Source organism: Streptomyces beihaiensis, from assembly GCF_026274175.1.
In the GTDB taxonomy this organism is placed as follows: domain Bacteria; phylum Actinomycetota; class Actinomycetes; order Streptomycetales; family Streptomycetaceae; genus Streptomyces; species Streptomyces beihaiensis.
Map to the genome: position 1 here is coordinate 34,397 of NZ_JAPHNL010000101.1, position 21,207 is coordinate 55,603.

Annotated in this window: 33 protein-coding genes; 5 read left to right on the forward strand and 28 right to left on the reverse strand. The window is 67.7% G+C overall.

Annotation, left to right across the window (positions count from 1 at the left end; translation table 11 throughout):
- Nucleotides 1-180: 180 nt before the first annotated feature.
- The 4 genes from OFY01_RS11420 (at nucleotide 181) to OFY01_RS11435 (ending at nucleotide 3,326) form a co-directional block, all read left to right on the forward strand.
- Nucleotides 181-1,032 carry a helix-turn-helix domain-containing protein gene (locus OFY01_RS11420; RefSeq protein WP_266598889.1) on the forward strand — a complete coding sequence of 284 codons (852 nt, stop codon included), beginning with the start codon at nucleotides 181-183 and terminating at the stop codon, nucleotides 1,030-1,032.
- Entirely contained in the window at nucleotides 1,029-1,250 is a 222-nt protein-coding gene (locus tag OFY01_RS11425) for a DUF397 domain-containing protein (protein WP_266598891.1), read from the forward strand. Before OFY01_RS11420 ends, OFY01_RS11425 begins: the two co-directional genes overlap by 4 nt.
- Before the next feature lie 93 nt (nucleotides 1,251-1,343).
- Complete coding sequence (gene coaA, locus OFY01_RS11430; protein ID WP_266598893.1) at nucleotides 1,344-2,339, forward strand: type I pantothenate kinase; 996 nt, start codon at nucleotides 1,344-1,346, stop codon at nucleotides 2,337-2,339.
- A 24-nt stretch (nucleotides 2,340-2,363) separates the two neighbouring features.
- On the forward strand, nucleotides 2,364-3,326 hold the full coding sequence (locus OFY01_RS11435) for a DUF389 domain-containing protein (protein ID WP_266598895.1): 963 nt from the start codon (nucleotides 2,364-2,366) through the stop codon (nucleotides 3,324-3,326).
- Here the strand turns inward: OFY01_RS11435 and glmM are convergent.
- The 3 genes from glmM to rplM form a co-directional block, all read right to left on the reverse strand.
- Nucleotides 3,323-4,681, reverse strand: coding sequence for a phosphoglucosamine mutase (gene glmM, locus OFY01_RS11440; protein ID WP_266598897.1), 1,359 nt, complete (start codon nucleotides 4,679-4,681; stop codon nucleotides 3,323-3,325). The two genes, OFY01_RS11435 and glmM, sit on opposite strands and share 4 nt — an antisense overlap.
- Before the next feature lie 107 nt (nucleotides 4,682-4,788).
- Nucleotides 4,789-5,304, reverse strand: coding sequence for a 30S ribosomal protein S9 (gene rpsI / locus OFY01_RS11445; protein WP_266598899.1), 516 nt, complete (start codon nucleotides 5,302-5,304; stop codon nucleotides 4,789-4,791).
- Between the two features lie 44 nt (nucleotides 5,305-5,348).
- Nucleotides 5,349-5,792 carry a 50S ribosomal protein L13 gene (rplM, locus tag OFY01_RS11450; protein WP_266598901.1) on the reverse strand — a complete coding sequence of 148 codons (444 nt, stop codon included), beginning with the start codon at nucleotides 5,790-5,792 and terminating at the stop codon, nucleotides 5,349-5,351.
- 269 nt (nucleotides 5,793-6,061) lie between these two features.
- Here rplM and OFY01_RS11455 point away from each other — a divergent pair, with 269 nt between their 5' ends.
- Nucleotides 6,062-6,928: a hypothetical protein gene (locus tag OFY01_RS11455; protein ID WP_266598903.1), complete on the forward strand. Its 867-nt coding sequence runs from the start codon at nucleotides 6,062-6,064 to the stop codon at nucleotides 6,926-6,928.
- A 95-nt stretch (nucleotides 6,929-7,023) separates the two neighbouring features.
- Here OFY01_RS11455 and truA read toward each other — a convergent pair whose 3' ends face one another.
- From truA to rplV, 25 genes are all read right to left on the reverse strand, one after another.
- Entirely contained in the window at nucleotides 7,024-7,878 is an 855-nt protein-coding gene (gene truA / locus OFY01_RS11460; RefSeq protein WP_266598905.1) for a tRNA pseudouridine(38-40) synthase TruA, read from the reverse strand.
- Between the two features lie 129 nt (nucleotides 7,879-8,007).
- Complete coding sequence (gene rplQ / locus OFY01_RS11465) at nucleotides 8,008-8,493, reverse strand: 50S ribosomal protein L17 (protein WP_266598907.1); 486 nt, start codon at nucleotides 8,491-8,493, stop codon at nucleotides 8,008-8,010.
- Between the two features lie 119 nt (nucleotides 8,494-8,612).
- Complete coding sequence (locus tag OFY01_RS11470; RefSeq protein ID WP_266598909.1) at nucleotides 8,613-9,635, reverse strand: DNA-directed RNA polymerase subunit alpha; 1,023 nt, start codon at nucleotides 9,633-9,635, stop codon at nucleotides 8,613-8,615.
- A gap of 121 nt (nucleotides 9,636-9,756) precedes the next feature.
- Nucleotides 9,757-10,161 carry a 30S ribosomal protein S11 gene (gene rpsK / locus OFY01_RS11475; RefSeq protein WP_266598911.1) on the reverse strand — a complete coding sequence of 135 codons (405 nt, stop codon included), beginning with the start codon at nucleotides 10,159-10,161 and terminating at the stop codon, nucleotides 9,757-9,759.
- A gap of 66 nt (nucleotides 10,162-10,227) precedes the next feature.
- On the reverse strand, nucleotides 10,228-10,608 hold the full coding sequence (rpsM, locus tag OFY01_RS11480) for a 30S ribosomal protein S13 (RefSeq protein WP_266598913.1): 381 nt from the start codon (nucleotides 10,606-10,608) through the stop codon (nucleotides 10,228-10,230).
- Between the two features lie 215 nt (nucleotides 10,609-10,823).
- Entirely contained in the window at nucleotides 10,824-10,937 is a 114-nt protein-coding gene (rpmJ, locus tag OFY01_RS11485; protein WP_003974245.1) for a 50S ribosomal protein L36, read from the reverse strand.
- Between the two features lie 58 nt (nucleotides 10,938-10,995).
- A complete protein-coding gene (gene infA, locus OFY01_RS11490; protein ID WP_003948620.1) occupies nucleotides 10,996-11,217 on the reverse strand; it encodes a translation initiation factor IF-1 in 222 nt (73 codons plus the stop codon).
- A 254-nt stretch (nucleotides 11,218-11,471) separates the two neighbouring features.
- On the reverse strand, nucleotides 11,472-12,308 hold the full coding sequence (gene map / locus OFY01_RS11495; protein WP_266598953.1) for a type I methionyl aminopeptidase: 837 nt from the start codon (nucleotides 12,306-12,308) through the stop codon (nucleotides 11,472-11,474).
- 106 nt (nucleotides 12,309-12,414) lie between these two features.
- Nucleotides 12,415-13,062: an adenylate kinase gene (locus tag OFY01_RS11500; protein WP_266598915.1), complete on the reverse strand. Its 648-nt coding sequence runs from the start codon at nucleotides 13,060-13,062 to the stop codon at nucleotides 12,415-12,417.
- Nucleotides 13,062-14,375 carry a preprotein translocase subunit SecY gene (gene secY / locus OFY01_RS11505; RefSeq protein WP_266598917.1) on the reverse strand — a complete coding sequence of 438 codons (1,314 nt, stop codon included), beginning with the start codon at nucleotides 14,373-14,375 and terminating at the stop codon, nucleotides 13,062-13,064. The genes OFY01_RS11500 and secY overlap by 1 nt, the downstream gene beginning before the upstream one ends.
- A 234-nt stretch (nucleotides 14,376-14,609) precedes the next feature.
- A complete protein-coding gene (gene rplO / locus OFY01_RS11510) occupies nucleotides 14,610-15,065 on the reverse strand; it encodes a 50S ribosomal protein L15 (RefSeq protein WP_023547373.1) in 456 nt (151 codons plus the stop codon).
- 2 nt (nucleotides 15,066-15,067) lie between these two features.
- Complete coding sequence (gene rpmD / locus OFY01_RS11515; protein ID WP_005481207.1) at nucleotides 15,068-15,250, reverse strand: 50S ribosomal protein L30; 183 nt, start codon at nucleotides 15,248-15,250, stop codon at nucleotides 15,068-15,070.
- A 2-nt stretch (nucleotides 15,251-15,252) separates the two neighbouring features.
- Nucleotides 15,253-15,858: a 30S ribosomal protein S5 gene (rpsE, locus tag OFY01_RS11520; protein WP_266598918.1), complete on the reverse strand. Its 606-nt coding sequence runs from the start codon at nucleotides 15,856-15,858 to the stop codon at nucleotides 15,253-15,255.
- 39 nt (nucleotides 15,859-15,897) lie between these two features.
- Nucleotides 15,898-16,281, reverse strand: coding sequence for a 50S ribosomal protein L18 (gene rplR / locus OFY01_RS11525; protein WP_266598919.1), 384 nt, complete (start codon nucleotides 16,279-16,281; stop codon nucleotides 15,898-15,900).
- A 3-nt stretch (nucleotides 16,282-16,284) separates the two neighbouring features.
- Entirely contained in the window at nucleotides 16,285-16,824 is a 540-nt protein-coding gene (gene rplF, locus OFY01_RS11530) for a 50S ribosomal protein L6 (protein ID WP_266598921.1), read from the reverse strand.
- A 24-nt stretch (nucleotides 16,825-16,848) separates the two neighbouring features.
- Nucleotides 16,849-17,247, reverse strand: coding sequence for a 30S ribosomal protein S8 (gene rpsH, locus OFY01_RS11535; protein ID WP_188337378.1), 399 nt, complete (start codon nucleotides 17,245-17,247; stop codon nucleotides 16,849-16,851).
- A 210-nt stretch (nucleotides 17,248-17,457) separates the two neighbouring features.
- Nucleotides 17,458-17,643: a type Z 30S ribosomal protein S14 gene (locus tag OFY01_RS11540; protein ID WP_003948630.1), complete on the reverse strand. Its 186-nt coding sequence runs from the start codon at nucleotides 17,641-17,643 to the stop codon at nucleotides 17,458-17,460.
- 5 nt (nucleotides 17,644-17,648) lie between these two features.
- Nucleotides 17,649-18,206, reverse strand: coding sequence for a 50S ribosomal protein L5 (gene rplE / locus OFY01_RS11545; RefSeq protein WP_266598922.1), 558 nt, complete (start codon nucleotides 18,204-18,206; stop codon nucleotides 17,649-17,651).
- Nucleotides 18,206-18,529 carry a 50S ribosomal protein L24 gene (rplX, locus tag OFY01_RS11550; protein ID WP_018543913.1) on the reverse strand — a complete coding sequence of 108 codons (324 nt, stop codon included), beginning with the start codon at nucleotides 18,527-18,529 and terminating at the stop codon, nucleotides 18,206-18,208. The genes rplE and rplX overlap by 1 nt, the downstream gene beginning before the upstream one ends.
- A gap of 2 nt (nucleotides 18,530-18,531) precedes the next feature.
- Nucleotides 18,532-18,900, reverse strand: coding sequence for a 50S ribosomal protein L14 (gene rplN / locus OFY01_RS11555; protein ID WP_003974257.1), 369 nt, complete (start codon nucleotides 18,898-18,900; stop codon nucleotides 18,532-18,534).
- A gap of 187 nt (nucleotides 18,901-19,087) precedes the next feature.
- A complete protein-coding gene (gene rpsQ / locus OFY01_RS11560) occupies nucleotides 19,088-19,372 on the reverse strand; it encodes a 30S ribosomal protein S17 (RefSeq protein ID WP_266598923.1) in 285 nt (94 codons plus the stop codon).
- A complete protein-coding gene (rpmC, locus tag OFY01_RS11565) occupies nucleotides 19,372-19,596 on the reverse strand; it encodes a 50S ribosomal protein L29 (RefSeq protein ID WP_030759371.1) in 225 nt (74 codons plus the stop codon). The genes rpsQ and rpmC overlap by 1 nt, the downstream gene beginning before the upstream one ends.
- Nucleotides 19,596-20,015: a 50S ribosomal protein L16 gene (gene rplP / locus OFY01_RS11570; protein ID WP_266598925.1), complete on the reverse strand. Its 420-nt coding sequence runs from the start codon at nucleotides 20,013-20,015 to the stop codon at nucleotides 19,596-19,598. The genes rpmC and rplP overlap by 1 nt, the downstream gene beginning before the upstream one ends.
- Nucleotides 20,016-20,020: 5 nt before the next feature.
- Nucleotides 20,021-20,857 carry a 30S ribosomal protein S3 gene (gene rpsC / locus OFY01_RS11575; RefSeq protein ID WP_266598927.1) on the reverse strand — a complete coding sequence of 279 codons (837 nt, stop codon included), beginning with the start codon at nucleotides 20,855-20,857 and terminating at the stop codon, nucleotides 20,021-20,023.
- Entirely contained in the window at nucleotides 20,857-21,204 is a 348-nt protein-coding gene (gene rplV, locus OFY01_RS11580) for a 50S ribosomal protein L22 (protein ID WP_009327087.1), read from the reverse strand. The genes rpsC and rplV overlap by 1 nt, the downstream gene beginning before the upstream one ends.
- Nucleotides 21,205-21,207 lie beyond the last annotated feature (3 nt).

A 21,207-nucleotide genomic window follows, 5' to 3' on the forward strand; every position in this document is an offset into this window, starting at 1 on the left:
TGGCATGCCGCATCCGTCATGGCAGGACGGAGCGGTGCGCTTCCGGTGCCCCGGCGTTCCGCAGTGTGTGCGTCGCGCCACCGAGCGTAGGGACTAATTTTGGTCCCGCGCAAGCAGTTCGCGTAACCTGTCCCCCGAACGAGGCTCTGCCGCCCGGCTGTCGGAACCGAGGAGAACGCCATGCCACGCAGGCAGAACGCGAGCGCACGCCAAGAGCGACTCGGTGCCGAGCTGCGGAAACTGCGCGAGGCAGCCGGACTCAAGGGACGTGAGGCGGCCGCGCTCCTGGGCACGGACTCCGCCCAGGTGAGCCAGACCGAGGCCGGTCTCGCGGGGCTCAGTGAAGCGCGCCTGCGGCGGATGGCGGTCCAGTACGCCTGCACGGACTCGGAGTTGATCGACGCCCTGGCGGCCATGGCGACCGACCGGACACGCGGCTGGTGGGAGGCGTACCGCGGCCTGCTCCCCACGGTGTACCTGGACCTCGCCGAACTGGAGCACCACGCCACCTACCGGCAGGACATCGAGTTCCTGCACATCCCCGGGCTGCTACAGACGGAGGAATACGCCCGCGCGGTCTTCTCCTACCAGGTTCCCGCCCTGGCGGACGACGACCTGGAGTTGCGCGCCCGTCACCGGATGGACCGCCGGGTCGTCATCGAGGGCCCCTCCCCCATCCCGTACGAAGCAGTCATTCACGAAGCGGCCCTGCGCATCCGGGTGGGCGACCGTCCAGCCGCGCGGGCTCAGCTCGACCGAGTCCTGGAACTCTCGGAAGCAGCCAACGTCACCGTGCGCGTCATCCCCTTCGACCTCGACGGGTTCGCCGGCGCGTGGAGCGCCATGATGTACGCGGGTGGAGCCGTCCCCAAGCTGGACACAGCGGTGCGCGACTCACCACACGGCACCGCCTTCATCGACTCCGAGGCCCAACTCAGCGCGTTTCGAACGCTTTTCCGTAAAGTGGAGGCCGTGGCGCTCGAACCCGATCGTTCACGTGACTTCATCCACGGCCTGGCGAAGGAACTGTGAGGCACACCGTGACCCCCTCCTACCACTGGCGGAAATCGTCGTACTCCGGCGGCGGCGAGGGCAACAACTGCGTAGAGATCGCCACCCGCCCCACCCACATAGCCGTCCGCGACTCGAAGAGGCCGACCGAGCGCACTCTGGTGGTCCCGAGCGGAGCCTTCCGCGCCTTCATCTCGTCCCTGAAGGACGGCGGCCGCCCCGGGCCCGTCGGCCTCTGACGTCCCCACGCGCCACGGCGCACCGCAGGAGCCCGTCACCGGAGTGACACACCCCACCTGCCACCCCGCCCCGGCAGCCAGGACAATGAACGGGTGATCTCTCCGGTCTCCGAGCCCAGAAGCGCCCACCGGCCCCGGCCGGAGGCGACTCCCTACGTCGATCTCACCCGCAGCCAGTGGAGCGCCCTGCGGGACAAGACACCGCTGCCGCTCACCGCCGACGAGCTGGAGCGGCTGCGCGGCCTGGGCGACGTGATCGACCTGGACGAGGTCAGCGACATCTACCTGCCGCTCTCCCGGCTCCTCAACCTCTACGTGGGCGCCACCGACGGCCTGCGCGGCGCCCTGAACACGTTTCTCGGCGACACCGGCGAGAAGGCCTCGCAGTCCGGTACGCCGTTCGTCATAGGGGTCGCCGGTTCGGTGGCCGTCGGCAAGTCGACCGTGGCCCGCCTGCTCCAGGCTCTGCTCTCGCGCTGGCCCGAGCACCCGCGCGTGGAGCGGGTCACCACGGACGGGTTCCTGCTGCCCACCAAGGAGCTCCAGGCACGCGGCCTGATGTCGAGGAAGGGGTTCCCGGAGTCGTACGACCGACGCGCCCTGACGCGGTTCGTCGCCGACATCAAGGCCGGCAAGGACGAGGTGACCGCGCCCGTCTACTCCCACCTGATCTACGACATCGTGCCCGGCGAGCAGCTCGTGGTCCGCCGCCCCGACATCCTCATCGTCGAGGGCATCAACGTGCTGCAGCCCGCACTCCCCGGCAAGGACGGCCGCACCCGCGTCGGCCTCGCCGACTTCTTCGACTTCAGCGTGTACGTCGACGCGCGCGCCGAGGACATCGAGCGCTGGTACCTCAACCGGTTCCGCAAGCTGCGCGCGACCGCCTTCCAGAACCCGTCCTCGTACTTCAGGAAGTACACCCAGGTCTCCGAGGAGGAGGCCCTCGACTACGCGCGCACCACCTGGCGCACCATCAACAAGGTCAACCTCCTGGAGAACGTGGCCCCCACGCGCGGCCGCGCCAACCTGGTCATCCGCAAGGGACCTGACCACAAGGTGCAGCGGGTGCGGCTGCGCAAGCTCTGACGGCGCGCCCGTTACTGTGCGCGCATGCTGCACCTGCGCCTGATCACGCCGCCGGACCGCACCGACGCCGTCGTGCGCCTGATCGAGACATCGGTCGGCACGACGAACGTCGCGGTACTCTCCGGCGCCGCCCGCGACCCGGTGGGCGACGTCGTGCTGTGCGACGTGGTCCGGGAGGCCGGTCACGACCTCCTGCGCGCGCTGCGCGAGTCGGGCATCGAGGAGTGGGGCTCGATCGCCGTCGAGACCGTCGACGTGTCGCTGTCGCAGCGCGCCGACGAGGCGGAGCGGCAGGCGCCGGGCGAGGGCGCGGACGCGGTGGTGTGGGAGCAGCTGACCGAGGTCACGCACGAGGAGTCGACGCTCACCGTCACGTACGTGGCGTTCCTCGCGCTCGCGACGATGATCGCCGCGTGCGGTGTGATGCTCGACAACGCGATCCTGATCGTCGGCGCGATGGCCGTGGGACCGGAGTTCGGCCCGCTGGCCGGAGTCTCGACGGCACTGGTGCAGCGAGCGCCGCGCCTGATGCTGCGCTCGGTGTGGGCGCTCGTGGCGGGGTTCGCGCTCGCGATGACGCTCACGGCCGGGTTCAGCTGGTTCCTGGACGGTGTCGGCCTCTTCAGCCGGTCCATGGTGGAGGGCCCTCGGCCCAACACGGGGTTCATCTGGCGGCCGGACTGGATGTCGTTCGTGGTCGCCCTGCTCGCGGGCAGCGCGGGCACGCTCTCGCTGACCTCCGCCAAGTCGGGCGCCCTGATCGGTGTCGCCATCTCGGTGACCACGGTCCCCGCCGCCGCGAACGCGGCGGTCGCCTTCAGCTACACCGACTACGCCCAGACGTGGGGCTCGACCGCCCAACTGCTCGCCAACATGGGCGGCATCGTCCTGGCGGGCACCCTGACCCTCCTGACCCAGAAGGCACTCTGGGCCAGGAGGAAGGGACGGCCGATCGCAGGCCGAGCAGGGGCGCGGAGCGCTCCCTAGCCCAGCGCCGACTTCACCACATCCGCCAGACGCCCGGCGACGGACCGCGCCTGCTCGATGTCGGCGGCCTCGACCATCACCCGCACCAACGGCTCCGTCCCGGACGGGCGCAGCAGCACCCGCCCGGTCGCGCCGAGTTCGCGCTCCGCGTCGGCGACCGCCGCCGTCAGCTCGCCGGACGTCGCGACCCGGGACCTGTCCACGTCCGGGACGTTGATGAGCACCTGCGGCAGCCGGTTCATGACCGACGCCAGGTCCTTGAGGCTACGGCCGGTCTGCGCGACGCGCGCCGCGAGCAGCAGCCCGGTCAGCGTGCCGTCACCGGTCGTGGCGTGGTCGAGCACGATGACGTGGCCCGACTGCTCGCCGCCGAGCGCGTAGCCGTGCTCCTTCATCGACTCCAGGACGTACCGGTCGCCGACCGCGGTCTGCACGAAGCGGATGCCTTCGCGCTCCATCGCCAGCTTGAACCCGAGGTTCGACATCACGGTCGCGACAACGGTGTCCTCGCGCAGCGCGCCGCGCTCGCGCAGCGCGAGGGCGAGCACGCTGAGGATCTGGTCGCCGTCGATCTCGGACCCGGTGTGGTCCACGGCCAGGCAGCGGTCGGCGTCGCCGTCGTGCGCGATACCGAAGTCCGCGCCGTGCTCCACGACGGCGGCCTTCAGCTGGTCGAGGTGGGTCGAGCCGCAGCCGTCGTTGATGTTGAGCCCGTCGGGCTCGGCGCCGATCGTGACGATCTCCGCACCGGCGCGCGCGAACGCGACCGGAGAGACGCGCGCGGCCGCGCCGTGCGCCTCGTCGAGGACGATCTTCAGCCCGTCGAGGCGGTTCGGCAGCACGCCGACGAGGTGCGCCACGTACTGGTCGAGCCCCTCGTCGTACGTCCTGACACGGCCGACGCCCGCACCGGTCGGCCGGTCCCACGGGGCGCCGGTACGGTGCTCCGCGTACACGGACTCGATGCGGTCCTCAAGCTCGTCGGCGAGCTTGTGGCCGCCACGGGCGAAGAACTTGATGCCGTTGTCCGGCATCGCGTTGTGGCTCGCCGAGAGCATCACGCCGAGGTCGGCGCCCAGGACGCCGGTGAGGTGCGCCACCGCCGGGGTGGGCAGCACACCGACGCGCAGGACGTCGACGCCCGCGCTGGCCAGACCCGCGACGACCGCGGCCTCAAGGAACTCGCCCGAGGCCCGCGGGTCACGGCCGACGACCGCCACCGGCCGGTGGCCCTCGAACGTGCCCACCTCGCCGAGTACGTGCGCCGCGGCCACCGACAGACCGAGCGCCAGCTCGGCCGTCAGATCCGCGTTGGCGACACCGCGCACGCCGTCCGTGCCGAAGAGTCGTCCCACTTGGTGTCCTCCGAAGTAACTCACATGTTTCATAAGCCGAACGCCCCGGTGGCACAGAACGTGCCGCCGGGGCGAACGGAAAAAAGTACAAGCAGGCAGCGCGGGATTTAGCGCTTGCTGTACTGCGGGGCCTTGCGGGCCTTCTTGAGACCGGCCTTCTTGCGCTCGACCGCGCGGTCGTCGCGGCGCAGGTAGCCGGCCTTCTTGAGGGCGCCGCGGTTGTTCTCCACGTCGGCCTCGTTCAGCGCGCGGGCCACGCCCAGACGCAGGGCACCGGCCTGGCCGGAGACACCGCCACCCGAGATGCGGGCGATGACGTCGTAGCGGCCGTCGAGCTCGAGCACCTTGAAGGGCTCGTTGACTTCCTGCTGGTGGACCTTGTTCGGGAAGTAGTCCTCGAGCGTGCGCCCGTTGACCTTCCACTTGCCCGTGCCCGGCACGATGCGGACGCGCGCGATGGCGTTCTTGCGACGGCCCAGGCCGGCGGCCGGCTGCGGGTCGCCGAAGCGGGCCGGGTTGGACTCCGAGGTGTACTCGCCCTCGACGGGCGCGTCGGACTCGGTGGTGTAGCTCTCGACGTCGACGATCTCTTCGACCGGCGTCTCGGGGGTGGTCTCGGCCACGATTCTCCTCAGATTCTTTTCTGTCTTAGGGGGTGTGGCCGGAACTACTGCGCGACCTGGGTGATCTCGAACGGCACCGGCTGCTGGGCAGCGTGCGGGTGCTGGTCGCCCGAGTAGACCTTCAGCTTCGAGAGCATCTGACGGCCCAGCGAGTTCTTGGGAAGCATGCCCTTGACCGCCTTCTCGACGGCCTTCTCCGGGTTCTTCTCCAGGAGCTCGTCGTAGCGGACGGACCGCAGACCACCCGGGTAGCCGGAGTGGCGGTACGCCATCTTCTGGGTCTTCTTGTTGCCGGACAGGTGCACCTTGTCGGCGTTGATGATGACGACGAAGTCGCCCATGTCCATGTGCGGAGCATAGGTCGGCTTGTGCTTGCCACGGAGGAGACCCGCGGCAGTGGTGGCCAGACGGCCCAGGACGACGTCCTGCGCGTCGATGACGTGCCACTGGCGAGTCACATCGCCGGGCTTGGGGCTGTACGTACGCACTTAGCAGCCTTCTTCTTCTTCAGTGGATGGGTGCTGAAAATGGCATCACTGAAGCGATCGTGCAGCTGGGGACGACAGTGCCGGGTTCAGCGCCCGTATGCCGCCCACTGGTAACTGCTCCAGGGAACCCGTGCAAGGGCCTCTCACAGGAGAATGAGCAAGCCGATACACATAACGACTAGGCAGACTACCCGGGCACTGCCGGGCAGGTCAAAACGTGTAGGGCCCGCCCGTCAACAGCGGCACGCGGCGCGTCTAAGATGCGCCCCATGAGTTTCGGGCAGGGGGGACCCCAGTGGGGGCAGAACGACAACCAGTGGGGCGCCGGGAACAGCGGAGGCACCCCGGACTGGGGAGCTCTCGCCGAGGCATCTGAGGCACGCGCGCGCAAGAAGCGCTGGATGATGATCGGCGGCGCGATCGTCGCCACCCTCGCGGTCGGCGCGGTCGTCGCCTGGGGCATCGTCTCGGCCAACGGGAACAACCAGGCCGGCGACAAGCCCGCCGACCAGCTGCCCAGCACCGCGAACATCCCCAGCGGCGCCAGGACCACGGCCCCTTCGTTCGCGGAGACGACCCCGCCGCCCCCGCTCGACCCGAACGACTTCATCGACAGCGCCGCCAAGGACAAGGCGCCGCTCACGGCGAACACCCTGTTCCCCGGCAAGACGCTGACGGTCGGCGGCCGCGTCTACAAGAAGGGCGCCACGGCCAGCACCAAGAACTGCGCGTCGGTCGCGCTCAAGGGCGTGGTGGGCCTGCTGCGCAAGCACCACTGCACCCAGGTGATCCGCGCCACGTACTACAAGGGCACCGACGCGGTCACCGTCGGCGTCACCGTCTACGACACCAAGGCGCAGGCCACCAAGGTGCGCGACGAATACGACAACGGTTCGGTGCTCTCGCTGCCCGGCGACGGCGTCCCGACGTTCTGCCGCACCACGGTCTGCCGGATAACGGTGAACTCGTGGGGCCGCTACGCGTACTTCACCAACGGCGGCCACACCGACGGCAAGAACGCCACGAAGAAGGACACGGCGCTCTTCACGCTCGGCAACGATCTGAACGAGTTCGTGTTCGAGCAGATCAAGCGCCGCGGCGAGCTGCAGGCGTCGGCCGCGGCGGACGCGGGCTGAGCGGCGCGCCGACGGAGGTCCGACAGGAGCCCGACGGGGGTCGGACGGGCTGGTGACGGGGGTCGGACGGGGAGTGTGACCTGGTGTGACGCCTTTCAGCAGCACCCCCGGCCCGGCAGCGTCCGCTTGTTGCGGGCCTCGCGGTTGCGTGCGGCGAGCAGTTCGTCCGCCGGGTAGCCGACCTCTTCCAGGGTCAGTCCGTGCGGCCGCACCACGTGCACGGCGGAGTCCCGCACCCCGGCGTCGAGCACCTCGCGCGGCCAGTCCGGCGCCCGGTGCCCGTCCCCGACGAACAGCAGCGCCCCGATGAGCGAGCGCACCATGTTGTGGCAGAAGGCGTCGGCCCGCACGGTCGCGGTGACGATGCCGTCCTCGTCCCGTACGAGGCTGAGCTCCTGCAGCGTACGGATGGTGGTGGCGCCCTCGCGCTTCTTGCAGTACGCGGCGAAGTCGTGCTCGCCGAGCAGTCCGTGCGCGGCGGTGTTCATCGCGTCGACGTCCAGCGGCCAGTCGTGCCACAGCACGTGCCCGCGCAGCAGCGGGTCGACGCCGCCCGGGTGGTCGGTCACCCGGTACGCGTAACGCCGCCAGATCGCGGAGAAACGGGCGTTGAAGCCACTGGGCGCCTCGGCGACCGACCAGACCCGGACGTCCTTGGGGAGGCGGCCGGCCAGCCGCTTGAGCAGCTTCTCCCGGTGCTCGGCCCACAGCTCGCCGGGCAGATCCACGTGCGCCACCTGCCCGCGGGCGTGCACGCCCGCGTCGGTGCGCCCGGCCACGGTCAGCTCGTGCGTCCGCGAGGACCGTGTCACGGTCCGCAGCGCGTCCTCGATCTCGGCCTGCACGGTCCGCTGCCCGCGCGCCTGCTTGGCCCAGCCGGAGAAGCCCGCCCCGTCGTACGACAGGTCGAGCCGCAGCCGCACGAACCCGTCGGCCACCTCGTCACTCACACCCAGTTCCTCTCCCGTACCCGTATCCGAACCCGAGCCCGATATCCCGATCCGATCGACCCGCACAACGCGAGAACGGGCCCGCCCCCGAAAGGGCGGACCCGCTCACGCACACGACGAGGCAGTGCCTCAGGCGTCCTCGGACTCCTGCTTGGCGTCCTCGACGACCTCGGCGGGCGTCTCGGCCTTGGCCTCGGCGTCCTTGGCGGCGCGCTTGGTGGCGGCCTCGGCCTCACCGGTGGCCTGCTGCGCGACCGTCAGCGCCTCGACCAGCTCGATGACAGCCATGGGCGCGTTGTCGCCACGGCGGTTACCGATCTTGGTGATGCGGGTGTAGCCACCCGGACGGTTCTCGTAGCGCGGGGCGATCTCCGTGAAGAGCGTGTGGACGACGCTCTTGTCGGTGATGACCTGGAGCACCTGACGGCGGTTGTGAAGGTCGCCCTTCTTCGCCTTGGTGACCAGACGCTCCGCGTACGGGCGCAGACGGCGGGCCTTGGCCTCGGTCGTCGTGATCTTGCCGTGCTCGAAGAGGTTCTTCGCGAGGTTCGCGAGGAGCATCTTCTCGTGCGCGGCGCCGCCACCCAGACGGGCACCCTTGGCGGGCTTCGGCATGATGTTTCTCCTAGGTGTCTGCCCCGGCCGTATCAGGTACCGGGGTCAGTATCCGAGCAGGCGGTCGCCTGTCGGAGACCCGCGCCCCAGAGGGACGCGGGGCGGTGTCGAGCGAGCTCTCAGTACTGCTCGGTCTCGACGAACCCGGTGTCGCCCTCGTCCTCGGCGCCGAAGGCGTCAGCCGCGGCGGTCGGGTCGAAGCCGGGAGGCGAGTCCTTCAGGGCGAGGCCCATACCGGCCAGCTTGGCCTTGACCTCGTCGATGGACTTCGCACCGAAGTTGCGGATGTCGAGCAGGTCCGCCTCGGAGCGGGCGACGAGCTCACCCACTGAGTGGATGCCCTCGCGCTTGAGGCAGTTGTACGACCGGACGGTGAGCTCCAGCTCCTCGATCGGAAGAGCCAGGTCCGCCGCGAGCGCGGCGTCCGTCGGCGACGGGCCCATGTCGATGCCCTCGGCGTCGACGTTGAGCTCGCGGGCCAGACCGAACAGCTCGACCAGCGTCTTGCCGGCGGACGCCATGGCGTCGCGCGGCCGCATGGCCTGCTTGGTCTCGACGTCGACGATCAGCTTGTCGAAGTCGGTGCGCTGCTCGACACGCGTGGCCTCGACCTTGTACGTGACCTTGAGAACCGGCGAGTAGATCGAGTCGACCGGGATACGGCCGATCTCCTGGCCCACCTGCTTGTTCTGCACGGCCGAGACGTAGCCGCGACCGCGCTCGACGGTCAGCTCCATCTCCAGCTTGCCCTTGCCGTTGAGCGTGGCGAGGACGAGGTCGGGGTTGTGCACCTCGACACCGGCCGGGGGCGCGATGTCGGCGGCGGTGACCAGACCCGGGCCCTGCTTGCGCAGGTACATCACGACCGGCTCGTCGTGCTCCGAGGAGACGACCAGCTGCTTGATGTTGAGGATCAGGTCGGTGACGTCTTCCTTGACGCCCGGCACGGTGGTGAACTCGTGCAGGACACCGTCGATCCGGATGGACGTGACGGCCGCACCCGGGATCGAGGACAGAAGAGTCCGGCGGAGGGAGTTGCCGAGGGTGTAGCCGAAGCCCGGCTCCAGCGGCTCGATGACGAACCGGGAGCGGAACTCGTCGACGACCTCTTCGGTCAACGAGGGACGCTGAGCGATCAGCATGAAGTGATTCCTTCAGTTCAGGGGCACCCACTATTTGATGCCCTGAGATACATCAAGGGTACGGGCGGTACGGCTCGTAAGAGCCGCACCGCCCGAAAACCTCAGACCAAACGGTCGTGCGTCAGACGCGGCGACGCTTGGGCGGACGGCAGCCGTTGTGCGGCGTCGGCGTGACGTCCTGGATGGAGCCGACCTCGAGGCCGGTCGCCTGCAGGGAGCGGATGGCGGTCTCGCGACCGGAACCCGGGCCCTTGACGAAGACGTCGACCTTGCGCATGCCGTGCTCCTGGGCGCGGCGCGCGGCGTTCTCGGCGGCCATCTGCGCGGCGAACGGCGTGGACTTGCGCGAGCCCTTGAAGCCGACGTGGCCGGCGGAGGCCCACGAGATCACGTTGCCGGTCGGGTCCGTGATGGACACGATCGTGTTGTTGAACGTGCTCTTGATGTGCGCGTGGCCGTGAGCGACGTTCTTCTTTTCCTTGCGGCGCACCTTCTTGGCAGCGCCCTGACGACCCTTGGGGGGCATGTCGTTCTCCTACGGGAGGTGGTCGGTCCTACAGCGAAGACCGCTGGACGGCGAGTCCGCTGCGGACTACTTCTTGCCCGGCTTCTTCTTACCGGCGATGGCGCGACGCGGGCCCTTGCGGGTACGGGCGTTCGTGCTGGTGCGCTGACCGTGGACCGGGAGGCCGCGACGGTGACGCAGACCCTGGTAGCAGCCGATCTCCACCTTGCGGCGGATGTCGGCCTGGATCTCGCGACGGAGGTCACCCTCGGTCTGGAAGTTCTGGTCGACGTACTCGCGGATCTTGACGAGGTCGTCCTCGCCCAGGTCGCGAACGCGGATATTGCGGTCGACACCGGTGGCGTCCAGCGTCTGCTGGGCGCGGGTACGGCCGATGCCGAACACGTAGGTGAGGGCAACCTCGATGCGCTTGTCGCGCGGGAGGTCAACGCCTTCAACGCGTGCCATTCATGGCTCCTGTTGATCTTCGGAGGTCTGCAGCAGGACCACTCCCGCCCGCCGTCCCCTTTGATGCAAAAGAGTCGGTACGAACCGGGTCCCCGGCCTCCGACCGAGGGTGTCGCCACGATGGCGGTTGCCACCGCCGGCGGGTCCTGCGTATGTACTCGTTGTGTTGCGTGCGTCGCGCGAATCTCTGCGAACGAACTGCAGTCAGTCGTGCGTCAGCCCTGGCGCTGCTTGTGGCGCGGGTTGTCGCAGATCACCATGACCCGGCCGTGACGGCGGATCACCCTGCACTTGTCGCAGATCTTCTTGACGCTCGGCTTGACCTTCATGGGTGAGGTTCTCCGGGTCAGTTGCCGGCAGCCCGCGGGAAGCGGGATCAGGCAAGATCTACTTGTACCGGTAGACGATCCGGCCACGCGTCAGGTCGTACGGAGACAGCTCCACCACGACCCGGTCGTCAGGGAGGATGCGGATGTAGTGCATGCGCATCTTGCCGCTGATGTGTGCCAGGACCTGGTGGCCGTTCTGGAGCTCGACCTTGAACATGGCGTTCGGCAGAGACTCGACGACAGTGCCCTCGATCTCGATGGCACCTTGCTTCTTGGCCACGCTTCGCCCTTCGAATCGACTACCTTGATCGACTCTCCTCACACATGCGGGCATGCGGAGACACGAGAGCCGACGCGTCAGTCTACGCCAGTGCCCCCGGAAAGACGAATCCGGGGATTCTCCCCCGGCGGCAAGATCGTTACGCACCTTGGGGAGCTGTCGGAGGAGCCCTGAAGGGGCGCGGACCGGATCGACATACGGCTCCGCCGCACGGGTGCGGGCAACCACCGCCCGCCCGCACCCGGCCACGAAGCTCAGCCCAGCGGGTCGGGAGCCGCGGTAACCCCCAGCTCGGCCAGCTTCGCCCGCCCCCCGTCGGGAGACGTGAGCACGAGCGGGCCCTCCTCCGTCAGCGCGACGGAGTGCTCCCAGTGCGAGGACCAGGTGCCGTCGATCGTCACGACCGTCCACTCGTCCTCAAGGACCTCGGTCTTCGGGGTGCCGAGGGAGACCATCGGCTCGATGGCGAGGCAGAAGCCGGGCACGAGCTTGGGACCGCGGCCGCGGCGCCGCTCGACGTAGTTCAGCAGGTGCGGGTCCATGTGCATCTCGGTACCGATGCCGTGGCCGCCGTAGTCCTCGACGATGCCGTACTTGCCGCCGCCGGGCTTGGGCTGGCGGCGGATGTACGTCTCGATGGCGCGGGAGATGTCCACGAGGCGGTTGCCCGCCTTCACGGCGGCGAGCCCGGCCCACATCGACTCCTCGGTCACCCGGGAGAGCTCGATCAGCTCCGGAGCGTGGCCAGAGCCGACGAAGCAGGTGTACGCGGCGTCGCCGTGCCAGCCGTCGACGATCGCGCCGGCGTCGACGGAGATGATGTCGCCGTCCTCCAGGACGACGTCGTCGCTCGGGATGCCGTGGACGACGACCTCGTTCTTCGAGGTGCAGATGGTGGCGGGGAAGCCGCCGTACCCGAGGAAGTTCGACTTCGCCCCGTGCTCGGCGATCACCTTGCGGGCGACCTCGTCCAGGTCCCGGGTGGTCGCGCCGGGCACGGCCGCCTCACGGGTGGCCGCGTGGATCGCCGCGACGACAAGCCCCGCCTCCCGCATCTTGCGAATCTGCTCGGGGGTCTTGATCTGCACCATGGGGGCCTGCGCTCTCATACCGGTATAGGAATACGCATCAACACTAAGGCCGCGGACCCCCATAAGGGGAACCGCGGCCTCAGGAACGTACAGAAGAAGGCTGAACCTAGCGGCCCAGAGCCTCCATCGCCCGCTTCGTCACGTCCTCCACCTTGCCGAGCGCGGAGATCGTCACGACGAGCCCCTGCTCCCGGTAGTAGTCGATGATCGGCTCGGTCTGCGTGTGGTAGACCTCGAGCCGCTTGCGGACGGTCTCTTCCTTGTCGTCGTCACGCTGGTACAGCTCGCCGCCGCAGGCGTCGCAGACGCCCTCGGTGCTCGGCTGCGAGTACTCGACGTGGAACACGTGCGACGAGTCGTTGCGGCAGATGCGGCGGCCGGCGATGCGCTTGACCACCTCGTCCTCGGGGACCTCCAGGTCCAGAACCGCGTCCAGCTTCACGTCGTCCGCCTTGAGGGCGACGTCGAGCGCCTCCGCCTGCGAGACGTTGCGCGGGAAGCCGTCGAGCAGGAAGCCGTTCACGGCGTCCGGCTGCTCCATGCGGTCCTTGGCCATCCCGATGGTGACCTCGTCCGGAACCAGCTGACCGGCGTCCATGAAGGACTTGGCCTGCTTGCCCAGCTCCGTGCCCTGGCTGATGTTGGCACGGAAGAGGTCGCCCGTGGAGATGTGCGGGATCGACAGGTTCTTGGCCAGGAACGCGGCCTGCGTTCCCTTGCCAGCACCGGGCGGCCCGACGAGGACGATACGCATCAGCGGAGGAACCCTTCGTAATTGCGCTGCTGGAGCTGGCTCTCGATCTGCTTCACCGTCTCCAGACCCACACCCACGATGATCAGGATGCTGGTCCCGCCGAACGGGAAGTTGCCGCTTGCATTGAACCCGACCAACGCCATTGTCGGAACGAGAGCGATCAGGCCCAGGTACAGCGAGCCCGGCCAGGTGATCCGGTTGAGCACGTACGAAAGGTACTCAGCGGTCGGTCGGCCAGCCCGGATGCCCGGGATGAAGCCACCATACTTCTTCATGTTGTCCGCGACTTCCTCGGGGTTGAACGAGATCGCCACGTAGAAGAAGGCGAAGAACACGATCAGGAGGAAGTACGTAACGATGTAGATCGGGTGATTTCCCTTGGTCAGGTTGTCCTGGATCCAGATTTTCCACGATCCGTTGCCGCCCACGAACTGTGCGACCAGCGCCGGAATGTAGAGCAGCGACGACGCGAAGATGACAGGAATCACACCCGCCTGATTCACCTTCAACGGGATGTAAGTGGACGTACCGCCGTACGACCTGCGGCCGATCATCCGCTTCGCGTACTGCACCGGGATGCGGCGCTGGGCCTGTTCGACGAAGACGACCAGGCCGACCATGACGAGGCCGACCGCGATGACGGTGCCGAACTCGATCCAGCCGCCGGCCAGCGAGCCCTGCTTCTTGATGGCCCACAGCGCGGACGGGAACGTGGCGGCGATCGAGATGAACATCAGGATCGACATGCCGTTGCCGATGCCGCGGTCGGTGATCAGCTCACCGAGCCACATCATGACGGCGGTGCCCGCGGTCATGGTGACGACCATGGTGATGGTGGTGAAGATCGACTGGTCCGGGACGATCTGACTGGCGACCGGGCAGCCCTGGAAGAGCGCGCCGGTGCGGGCCGTGGCGACGAGACCGGTGCCCTGCAGGATGGCCAGCGCCACCGTCAGATAACGGGTGTACTGCGTGATCTTCGCCGTACCGGCCTGGCCCTCCTTCTTCAGGGCCTCCAGTCGCGGGATCACCACCGTCAGCAACTGCAGGATGATGCTCGCCGTGATGTACGGCATGATGCCGAGCGCGAAGATCGTGATGTGCAGCAGCGCGCCACCGCTGAACATGTTGACCAGACCGAACAGACCCGTGTTGGAACTGGCCTGGTCCATACAGGTCTGGACGCTCTTGTAGTCGATGCCCGGGATCGGCACATGCGCGCCGAGACGGTAGACGGCGACGATGCCGAGCGTGAAGAGCAGCTTCTTGCGCAGGTCGGGCGTCCTGAACGCCCGGGCGAACGCGGTGAGCACGGTGCCTCCTGCGACCCCCGCGCGCGTGCGTCAGAGGTGACGGTCTTGAGGATTCGACGAATACGTAACGGTCAAGGACCGGGATTGGTGCCGGGGGGCACGCAACACCCTGAAGTTGACAACGAAGGCCACCTTACCGGCGTACCTGCCCCCTAGGAACGACCAACCGGGGATGCCCCATTTGTGGGGCATCCCCGGTCGGGATCGTTCAAGTCACGCGAACGCTCGTCCGGTTCAGACGAGCTCGGTGACGGTACCGCCGGCGGCGGTGATCTTCTCCTTGGCAGAGCCGGAGACGGCATCGACCGTCACCTGCAGCGCCACGGAGATCTCGCCCTGGCCGAGGACCTTGACGAGGCTGTTCTTGCGCACGGCACCCTTGGCCACCAGGCCCTCGACCGTGACCTCGCCGCCCTCGGGGTAGAGCGCGGCGAGCTTGTCCAGGTTCACGACCTGGAACTCGGTCTTGAACGGGTTCTTGAAGCCCTTCAGCTTCGGAAGACGCATGTGGAGGGGCATCTGGCCACCCTCGAAGCGCTCCGGAACCTGGTAACGGGCCTTCGTGCCCTTGGTACCACGACCGGCCGTCTTACCCTTCGACGCCTCACCACGACCGACACGGGTCTTCGCGGTCTTGGCGCCGGGGGCCGGACGGAGGTTGTGGATCTTGAGCGGGTTCTGCTCCGCCATGATCAGTCGACCTCCTCGACCGTCACGAGGTGGCGGACGGTGTGCACCATGCCGCGGAACTCGGGGCGGTCCTCCTTGACGACCTGCGTGTTGATGCCCTTGAGACCAAGGGAACGCAGGGTGTCACGGTGGTTCTGCTTGCTGCCGATGTACGACTTCGTCTGCGTGATCTTGAGCTGAGCCATGATTACGCACCCGCTCCCGCACGCGCACGCAGGAGAGCCGCGGGGGCGACGTCCTCGAGCGGCAGGCCGCGGCGGGCCGCGACCTCCTCGGGACGCTGCAGGCCCTTCAGGGCCTCCACGGTCGCGTGCACGATGTTGATCGCGTTGTCGGAGCCGAGCGACTTCGACAGGATGTCGTGGATACCGGCGCACTCGAGCACGGCACGCACCGGGCCACCGGCGATAACACCGGTACCGGGGGAAGCCGGCTTGAGCAGGACGACGCCCGCGGCCTTCTCGCCCTGGATCGGGTGCGGGATGGTGCCCTGGATACGGGGGACCTTGAAGAAGTGCTTCTTGGCCTCCTCAACACCCTTGGCGATGGCGGCCGGCACCTCCTTGGCCTTGCCGTAACCGACACCCACGGTGCCGTCACCGTCGCCCACCACGACCAGCGCGGTGAAGCTGAAGCGACGACCACCCTTCACAACCTTGGCGACGCGGTTGATCGCGACGACGCGCTCAACGTACGCGGTCTTCTCGGCGGCGGCGTTGCCACCGTCGCGACCCTTCCGGTCCCGCCGCTCGCCGCCACCGGCACCGCCACCGCGGCGCTGGGGTCCAGCCATTGGAATTACCTCTCTCTGTTTCCGCTAGCTACGGCAGGCTCAGAACTTGAGCCCGGCTTCGCGGGCGGCGTCCGCCAGGGCGGCGATGCGCCCGGCGTACTGGTTGCCACCACGGTCGAACACGACAGCCTCGACACCGGCGGCCTTGGCACGCTCGGCGACCAGGGCGCCGACCGACTTGGCCTGCGCCGACTTGTCGCCCTCGCCACCGCGGATCGAAGCGTCCAGGGTCGACGCCGACGCGAGGGTGTGGCCCTTCACGTCGTCGATGACCTGGGCGACGATGTTGCGGTTCGAGCGCGTGACGACGAGGCGCGGACGCTCGGCCGTACCCGAGATGTTCTTGCGGATACGGATGTGGCGGCGCTTGATCGCGGCGCGCTTGTAGGCATCGCCCTTGAGGATCTTCTGCCCGTATGCCATGGCTTACTTACCCGCCTTTCCGACCTTGCGGCGGATGACTTCGCCCTCGTACTTGACGCCCTTGGCCTTGTACGGGTCGGGCTTGCGCAGCTTGCGGATGTTGGCCGCAACCTCGCCGACCTTCTGCTTGTCGATGCCCTCGACCGAGAACTTGGTCGCCGACTCCACGTTGAACTTGATGCCCTCGGGAGCCTCGACCAGGATCGGGTGGCTGTAGCCGAGCGAGAACTCCAGGTTGGAGCCCTTCGCGACGACGCGGTAACCGACACCGCTGATCTCGAGCTTCTTCACGTAACCCTGGGTCACGCCGGTGATCATGTTCGCCACCAGCGTGCGGGACAGGCCGTGCAGGGCCTTGTTCTGACGCTCGTCGTTCGGGCGGGTGACGTTCAGGACGCCGTCCTCGCCCTTGGCGATCTCGATCGGCGCCACGACGGTGTGGGTCAGGGAGCCCTTCGAGCCCTTGACCGTGACCGTCTGGCCGTCGATGGTGACGTCCACGCCGGCGGGAACCGTGATGGGGAGCTTGCCAATACGCGACATAGCTGTTTCCTCCGTTCCCTTCCGCTACCAGACGTAGGCGAGGACTTCCCCACCCACGCCCTTCTTCTGCGCCTGCTGGCCGGTCAGGAGACCGTGCGACGTGGAGATGATCGCCACGCCCAGGCCACCGAGGACCTTCGGCAGGTTGGTGGACTTCGCGTAAACACGCAGACCCGGCTTGGAGATGCGCTTGATGCCGGCGATCGAACGCTCACGGTTCGGGCCGAACTTCAGCTCCAGGACGAGGTTCTTGCCGACCTCGGCGTCCTCGACCTTCCAGCCGGTGATGAAACCCTCCTGCTGGAGGATCTCGGCGATGTGCGACTTGATCTTGCTGTGCGGCATAGCCACGGTGTCGTGGTACGCCGAGTTCGCGTTCCGCAGACGCGTAAGCATGTCTGCGATCGGATCAGTCATGGTCATGAATTGGCCTTCGGCCTCTCTCGCCGGGGTTTCCTGTATGCGCCATCCCTCTCCCCACACAGGGGCGGGACGGGTGCGGCGCGGGGACCTACGGCGTAGTAAGTCGGTCAGGGCGGCAGAGCGCCCAACCCTCCCAGCCTAAGCCATGAGAGCGGGAGCCTCTGCCGTCCCTTTACTTACCGAGAGTTCGAGGCAATCCCAACTAGGGGATTACCAGGAGCTCTTGGTCACGCCCGGCAGCTCGCCACGGTGAGCCATCTCACGGAGGCACACGCGGCACAGGCCGAACTTGCGGTACACGGAGTGCGGGCGGCCGCAGCGCTGGCAGCGGGTGTAGCCACGCACACCGAACTTGGGCTTACGAGCAGCCTTCGCGATGAGAGCCTTCTTCGCCATCTCGCTCACGCCTCCTTGAACGGGAAGCCGAGGTGACGGAGAAGGGCACGGCCCTCTTCGTCGTTGGTCGCCGTGGTGACCACGGTGATGTCCATACCCCGGACGCGGTCGATCTTGTCCTGGTCGATCTCGTGGAACATGACCTGCTCGGTGAGACCGAAGGTGTAGTTGCCACGGCCGTCGAACTGCTTGGGGGACAGACCACGGAAGTCGCGGATGCGCGGCAGCGCGAGCGACAGGGTGCGGTCCAGGAACTCCCACATGCGGTCGCCACGGAGCGTGACGTGGGCACCGATCGGCTGGCCCTCACGCAGCTTGAACTGCGCGATGGACTTGCGGGCCTTGGTGATGGCCGGCTTCTGACCCGTGATGGTGGTCAGGTCGCGGACAGCACCGTCCATGAGCTTCGAGTCACGCGCGGCGTCACCGACACCCATGTTGACCACGATCTTGACCAGACCGGGGATCTGCATGACGTTCTCGTACGAGAACTCGTCCTGCAGCTTGGCCTTGATCTCGTCGCGGTACTTCTGCTTCAGACGCGGGGAAGTGGTGGTCGTCATCAGATGTCCTCACCCGTCCGCTTGGCAACGCGGATCTTGTTGCCTTCGTCGTCGAAGCGGTAGCCGACGCGCGTGACGACCTTGTTGCCGTCCTTCTCCACGACCAGCTGGACGTTGGAGACGTGGATCGGCGCCTCGGTGGTCACGATGCCACCGGCCTGCGAGCCGGAGGCCGTGGGGCCGGCCTTGGTGTGCTTCTTGACCCGGTTGACACCCTCGACCAGGACACGCTCGTCGCGCGGGTAAGCGGCAATGACCTTGCCCTGCTTGCCCTTGTCCTTGCCGGTGATGACCTGGACCAGGTCGCCCTTCTTGATCTTCATGCTTACAGCACCTCCGGCGCGAGCGAGATGATCTTCATGAACTTCTTCTCGCGCAGCTCACGGCCCACGGGGCCGAAGATACGGGTGCCGCGAGGGTCGCCGTCGTTCTTCAGAATGACGGCGGCGTTCTCGTCGAAGCGGATGTACGAGCCGTCCGGACGGCGGCGCTCCTTGACGGTGCGAACGATGACCGCCTTGACGACGTCACCCTTCTTCACGTTGCCACCGGGGATCGCGTCCTTGACGGTGGCGACGATGACGTCACCGATGCCCGCGTAGCGGCGGCCCGAGCCACCGAGAACACGGATGGTGAGAATTTCCTTCGCACCCGTGTTGTCGGCGACACGAAGCCGCGACTCCTGCTGGATCACGTCTATCTCCTGATCGTCTGCCGGTTCCCGGCGAGGTTCCGAGCGGGAACCCCACCGAGCCTGGCGGAACTGTCCTGCGGTGCCCCTACATGTTGAGGGCCGCAGGAATTACTTAGCGGTCCTGGGGGAAGACCCGCGCCCCGCGGACGGGGCGAGGGGCAGCGGGAGCTGTGGCGCTCCCGCTTGATTACTTCGCCTTCTCCAGGATCTCGACGACGCGCCAGCGCTTCGTCGCGGACAGCGGCCGGGTCTCCATGAGGAGGACACGGTCGCCGATGCCCGCGGCGTTCTGCTCGTCGTGCGCCTTGAGCTTGTTCGTACGGCGGATGACCTTGCCGTACAGGGCGTGCTTGACGCGGTCCTCGACGGCGACGACGACGGTCTTGTCCATCTTGTCGCTGACGACGAGACCCTCACGGGTCTTGCGGAAGCCGCGGGCGGCAGTCTCTTCAGTCACAGTCTTCTCGCTCATCAGGCGTTCTCCACCGTCTCGATGCCGAGCTCACGCTCACGCATGAGGGTGTAGATCCGGGCGATGTCCTTGCGGACGGCCTTGAGCCGGCCGTGGTTCTCGAGCTGGCCGGTCGCCGCCTGGAAGCGGAGGTTGAACAGCTCTTCCTTGGCCTCGCGGAGCTTGGCGACAAGCTCCTCGTTGCCCAGCTCGCGCAGCTCGGACGCCTTGGTTCCGGCCGACATCACGCTTCACCTGCCTCGCGCTTGACGATCTTGCACTTCATCGGCAGCTTGTGCGCCGCACGAGTCAGCGCTTCACGCGCGATCTTCTCGTTGGGGTAGGACAGCTCGAACATGACCCGGCCCGGGTGCACGTTCGCGACCCACCACTCCGGAGAACCCTTACCGGAACCCATGCGGGTCTCGGCGGGCTTCTTGGTGAGGGGGCGGTCCGGGTAGATGTTGATCCAGACCTTGCCGCCACGCTTGATGTGGCGGGTCATCGCGATACGGGCCGCCTCGATCTGGCGGTTGGTCACGTACGCCGGGGTGAGGGCCTGGATGCCGTACTCGCCGAACGAGACCTGCGTACCGCCCTTGGCCAGACCACGGCGCTTGGGGTGGTGCTGCTTGCGGTGCTTGACCCTACGGGGGATCAGCATGTCGGTCAGGCCTCCGTTCCGGTGCTCTCAGCCGGAGCGGCAGCGGCGGGCGCCTCGGCCTTGGGGGCCTCGGCGGCCGGAGCCGACTGCTGCTGCGGCTTGCGGCCGCGGCCGCCACGCTCGCCACCACGGCCACCACGGGCCGGGCGGTCGCTGCCACCACGGGCCGGGCGGTTACCGGCGCGGGCGGCGGCGTTCTCGGCGCGGACCTCGGCGATGTTCTTGACGTCGCCCTTGTAGATCCAGACCTTCACGCCGATGCGGCCGAAGGTCGTCTTGGCCTCGAAGAAGCCGTAGTCCACGTTGGCGCGGAGCGTGTGCAGGGGCACGCGGCCCTCGCGGTAGAACTCCGAACGGGACATCTCGGCACCGCCGAGACGACCGCCACACTGGATCTTGATGCCCTTGGCGCCCGCCTTCATGGCCGACTGCATGCTCTTGCGCATGGCACGGCGGAAGGAGACACGGCTGGACAGCTGCTCGGCGACGGCCTGGGCCACGAGCTGAGCGTCCGTCTCGGGGTTCTTGACCTCGAGGATGTTCAGCTGGACCTGCTTGCCCGTGAGCTTCTCGAGGTCGCCGCGGATGCGGTCGGCCTCGGCGCCACGGCGGCCGATGACGATGCCGGGACGGGCGGTGTGGATGTCCACACGCACGCGGTCACGGGTGCGCTCGATCTCCACCTTCGAGATGCCGGCGCGCTCCATGCCGGACGTCATCATCCGACGGATGGCGACGTCTTCCTTGACGTAGTCCTTGTACAGCTTGTCGGCGTACCAACGCGACTTGAAGTCGGTGGTGACACCGAGCCGGAACCCGTGCGGGTTTACCTTCTGGCCCATTACCGGGTTCCTTCCTTGCTGCTGACGACCACGGTGATGTGGCTGGTCCGCTTACGGATCCGGTAGGCACGGCCCTGGGCGCGCGGCCGGAACCGCTTCAGGGTCGGGCCCTCGTCCACGTACGCCTCGCTGATGAACAGCGACGAGGCGTCGGTGTGGTCGTAGTTGTGCGCGGCGTTGGCGATGGCGCTGTCCAGCACCTTGCCGACCGGCACGCTCGCGGCCTGCGGGGCGAAACGCAGGACCGCCTGAGCCTCCGTGGCGTCCATGCCACGGATGAGGTCCACCACGCGGCGGGCCTTCATGGGCGTGACGCGGATGTACCGCGCCTGGGCCCTGGCTTCCATGGT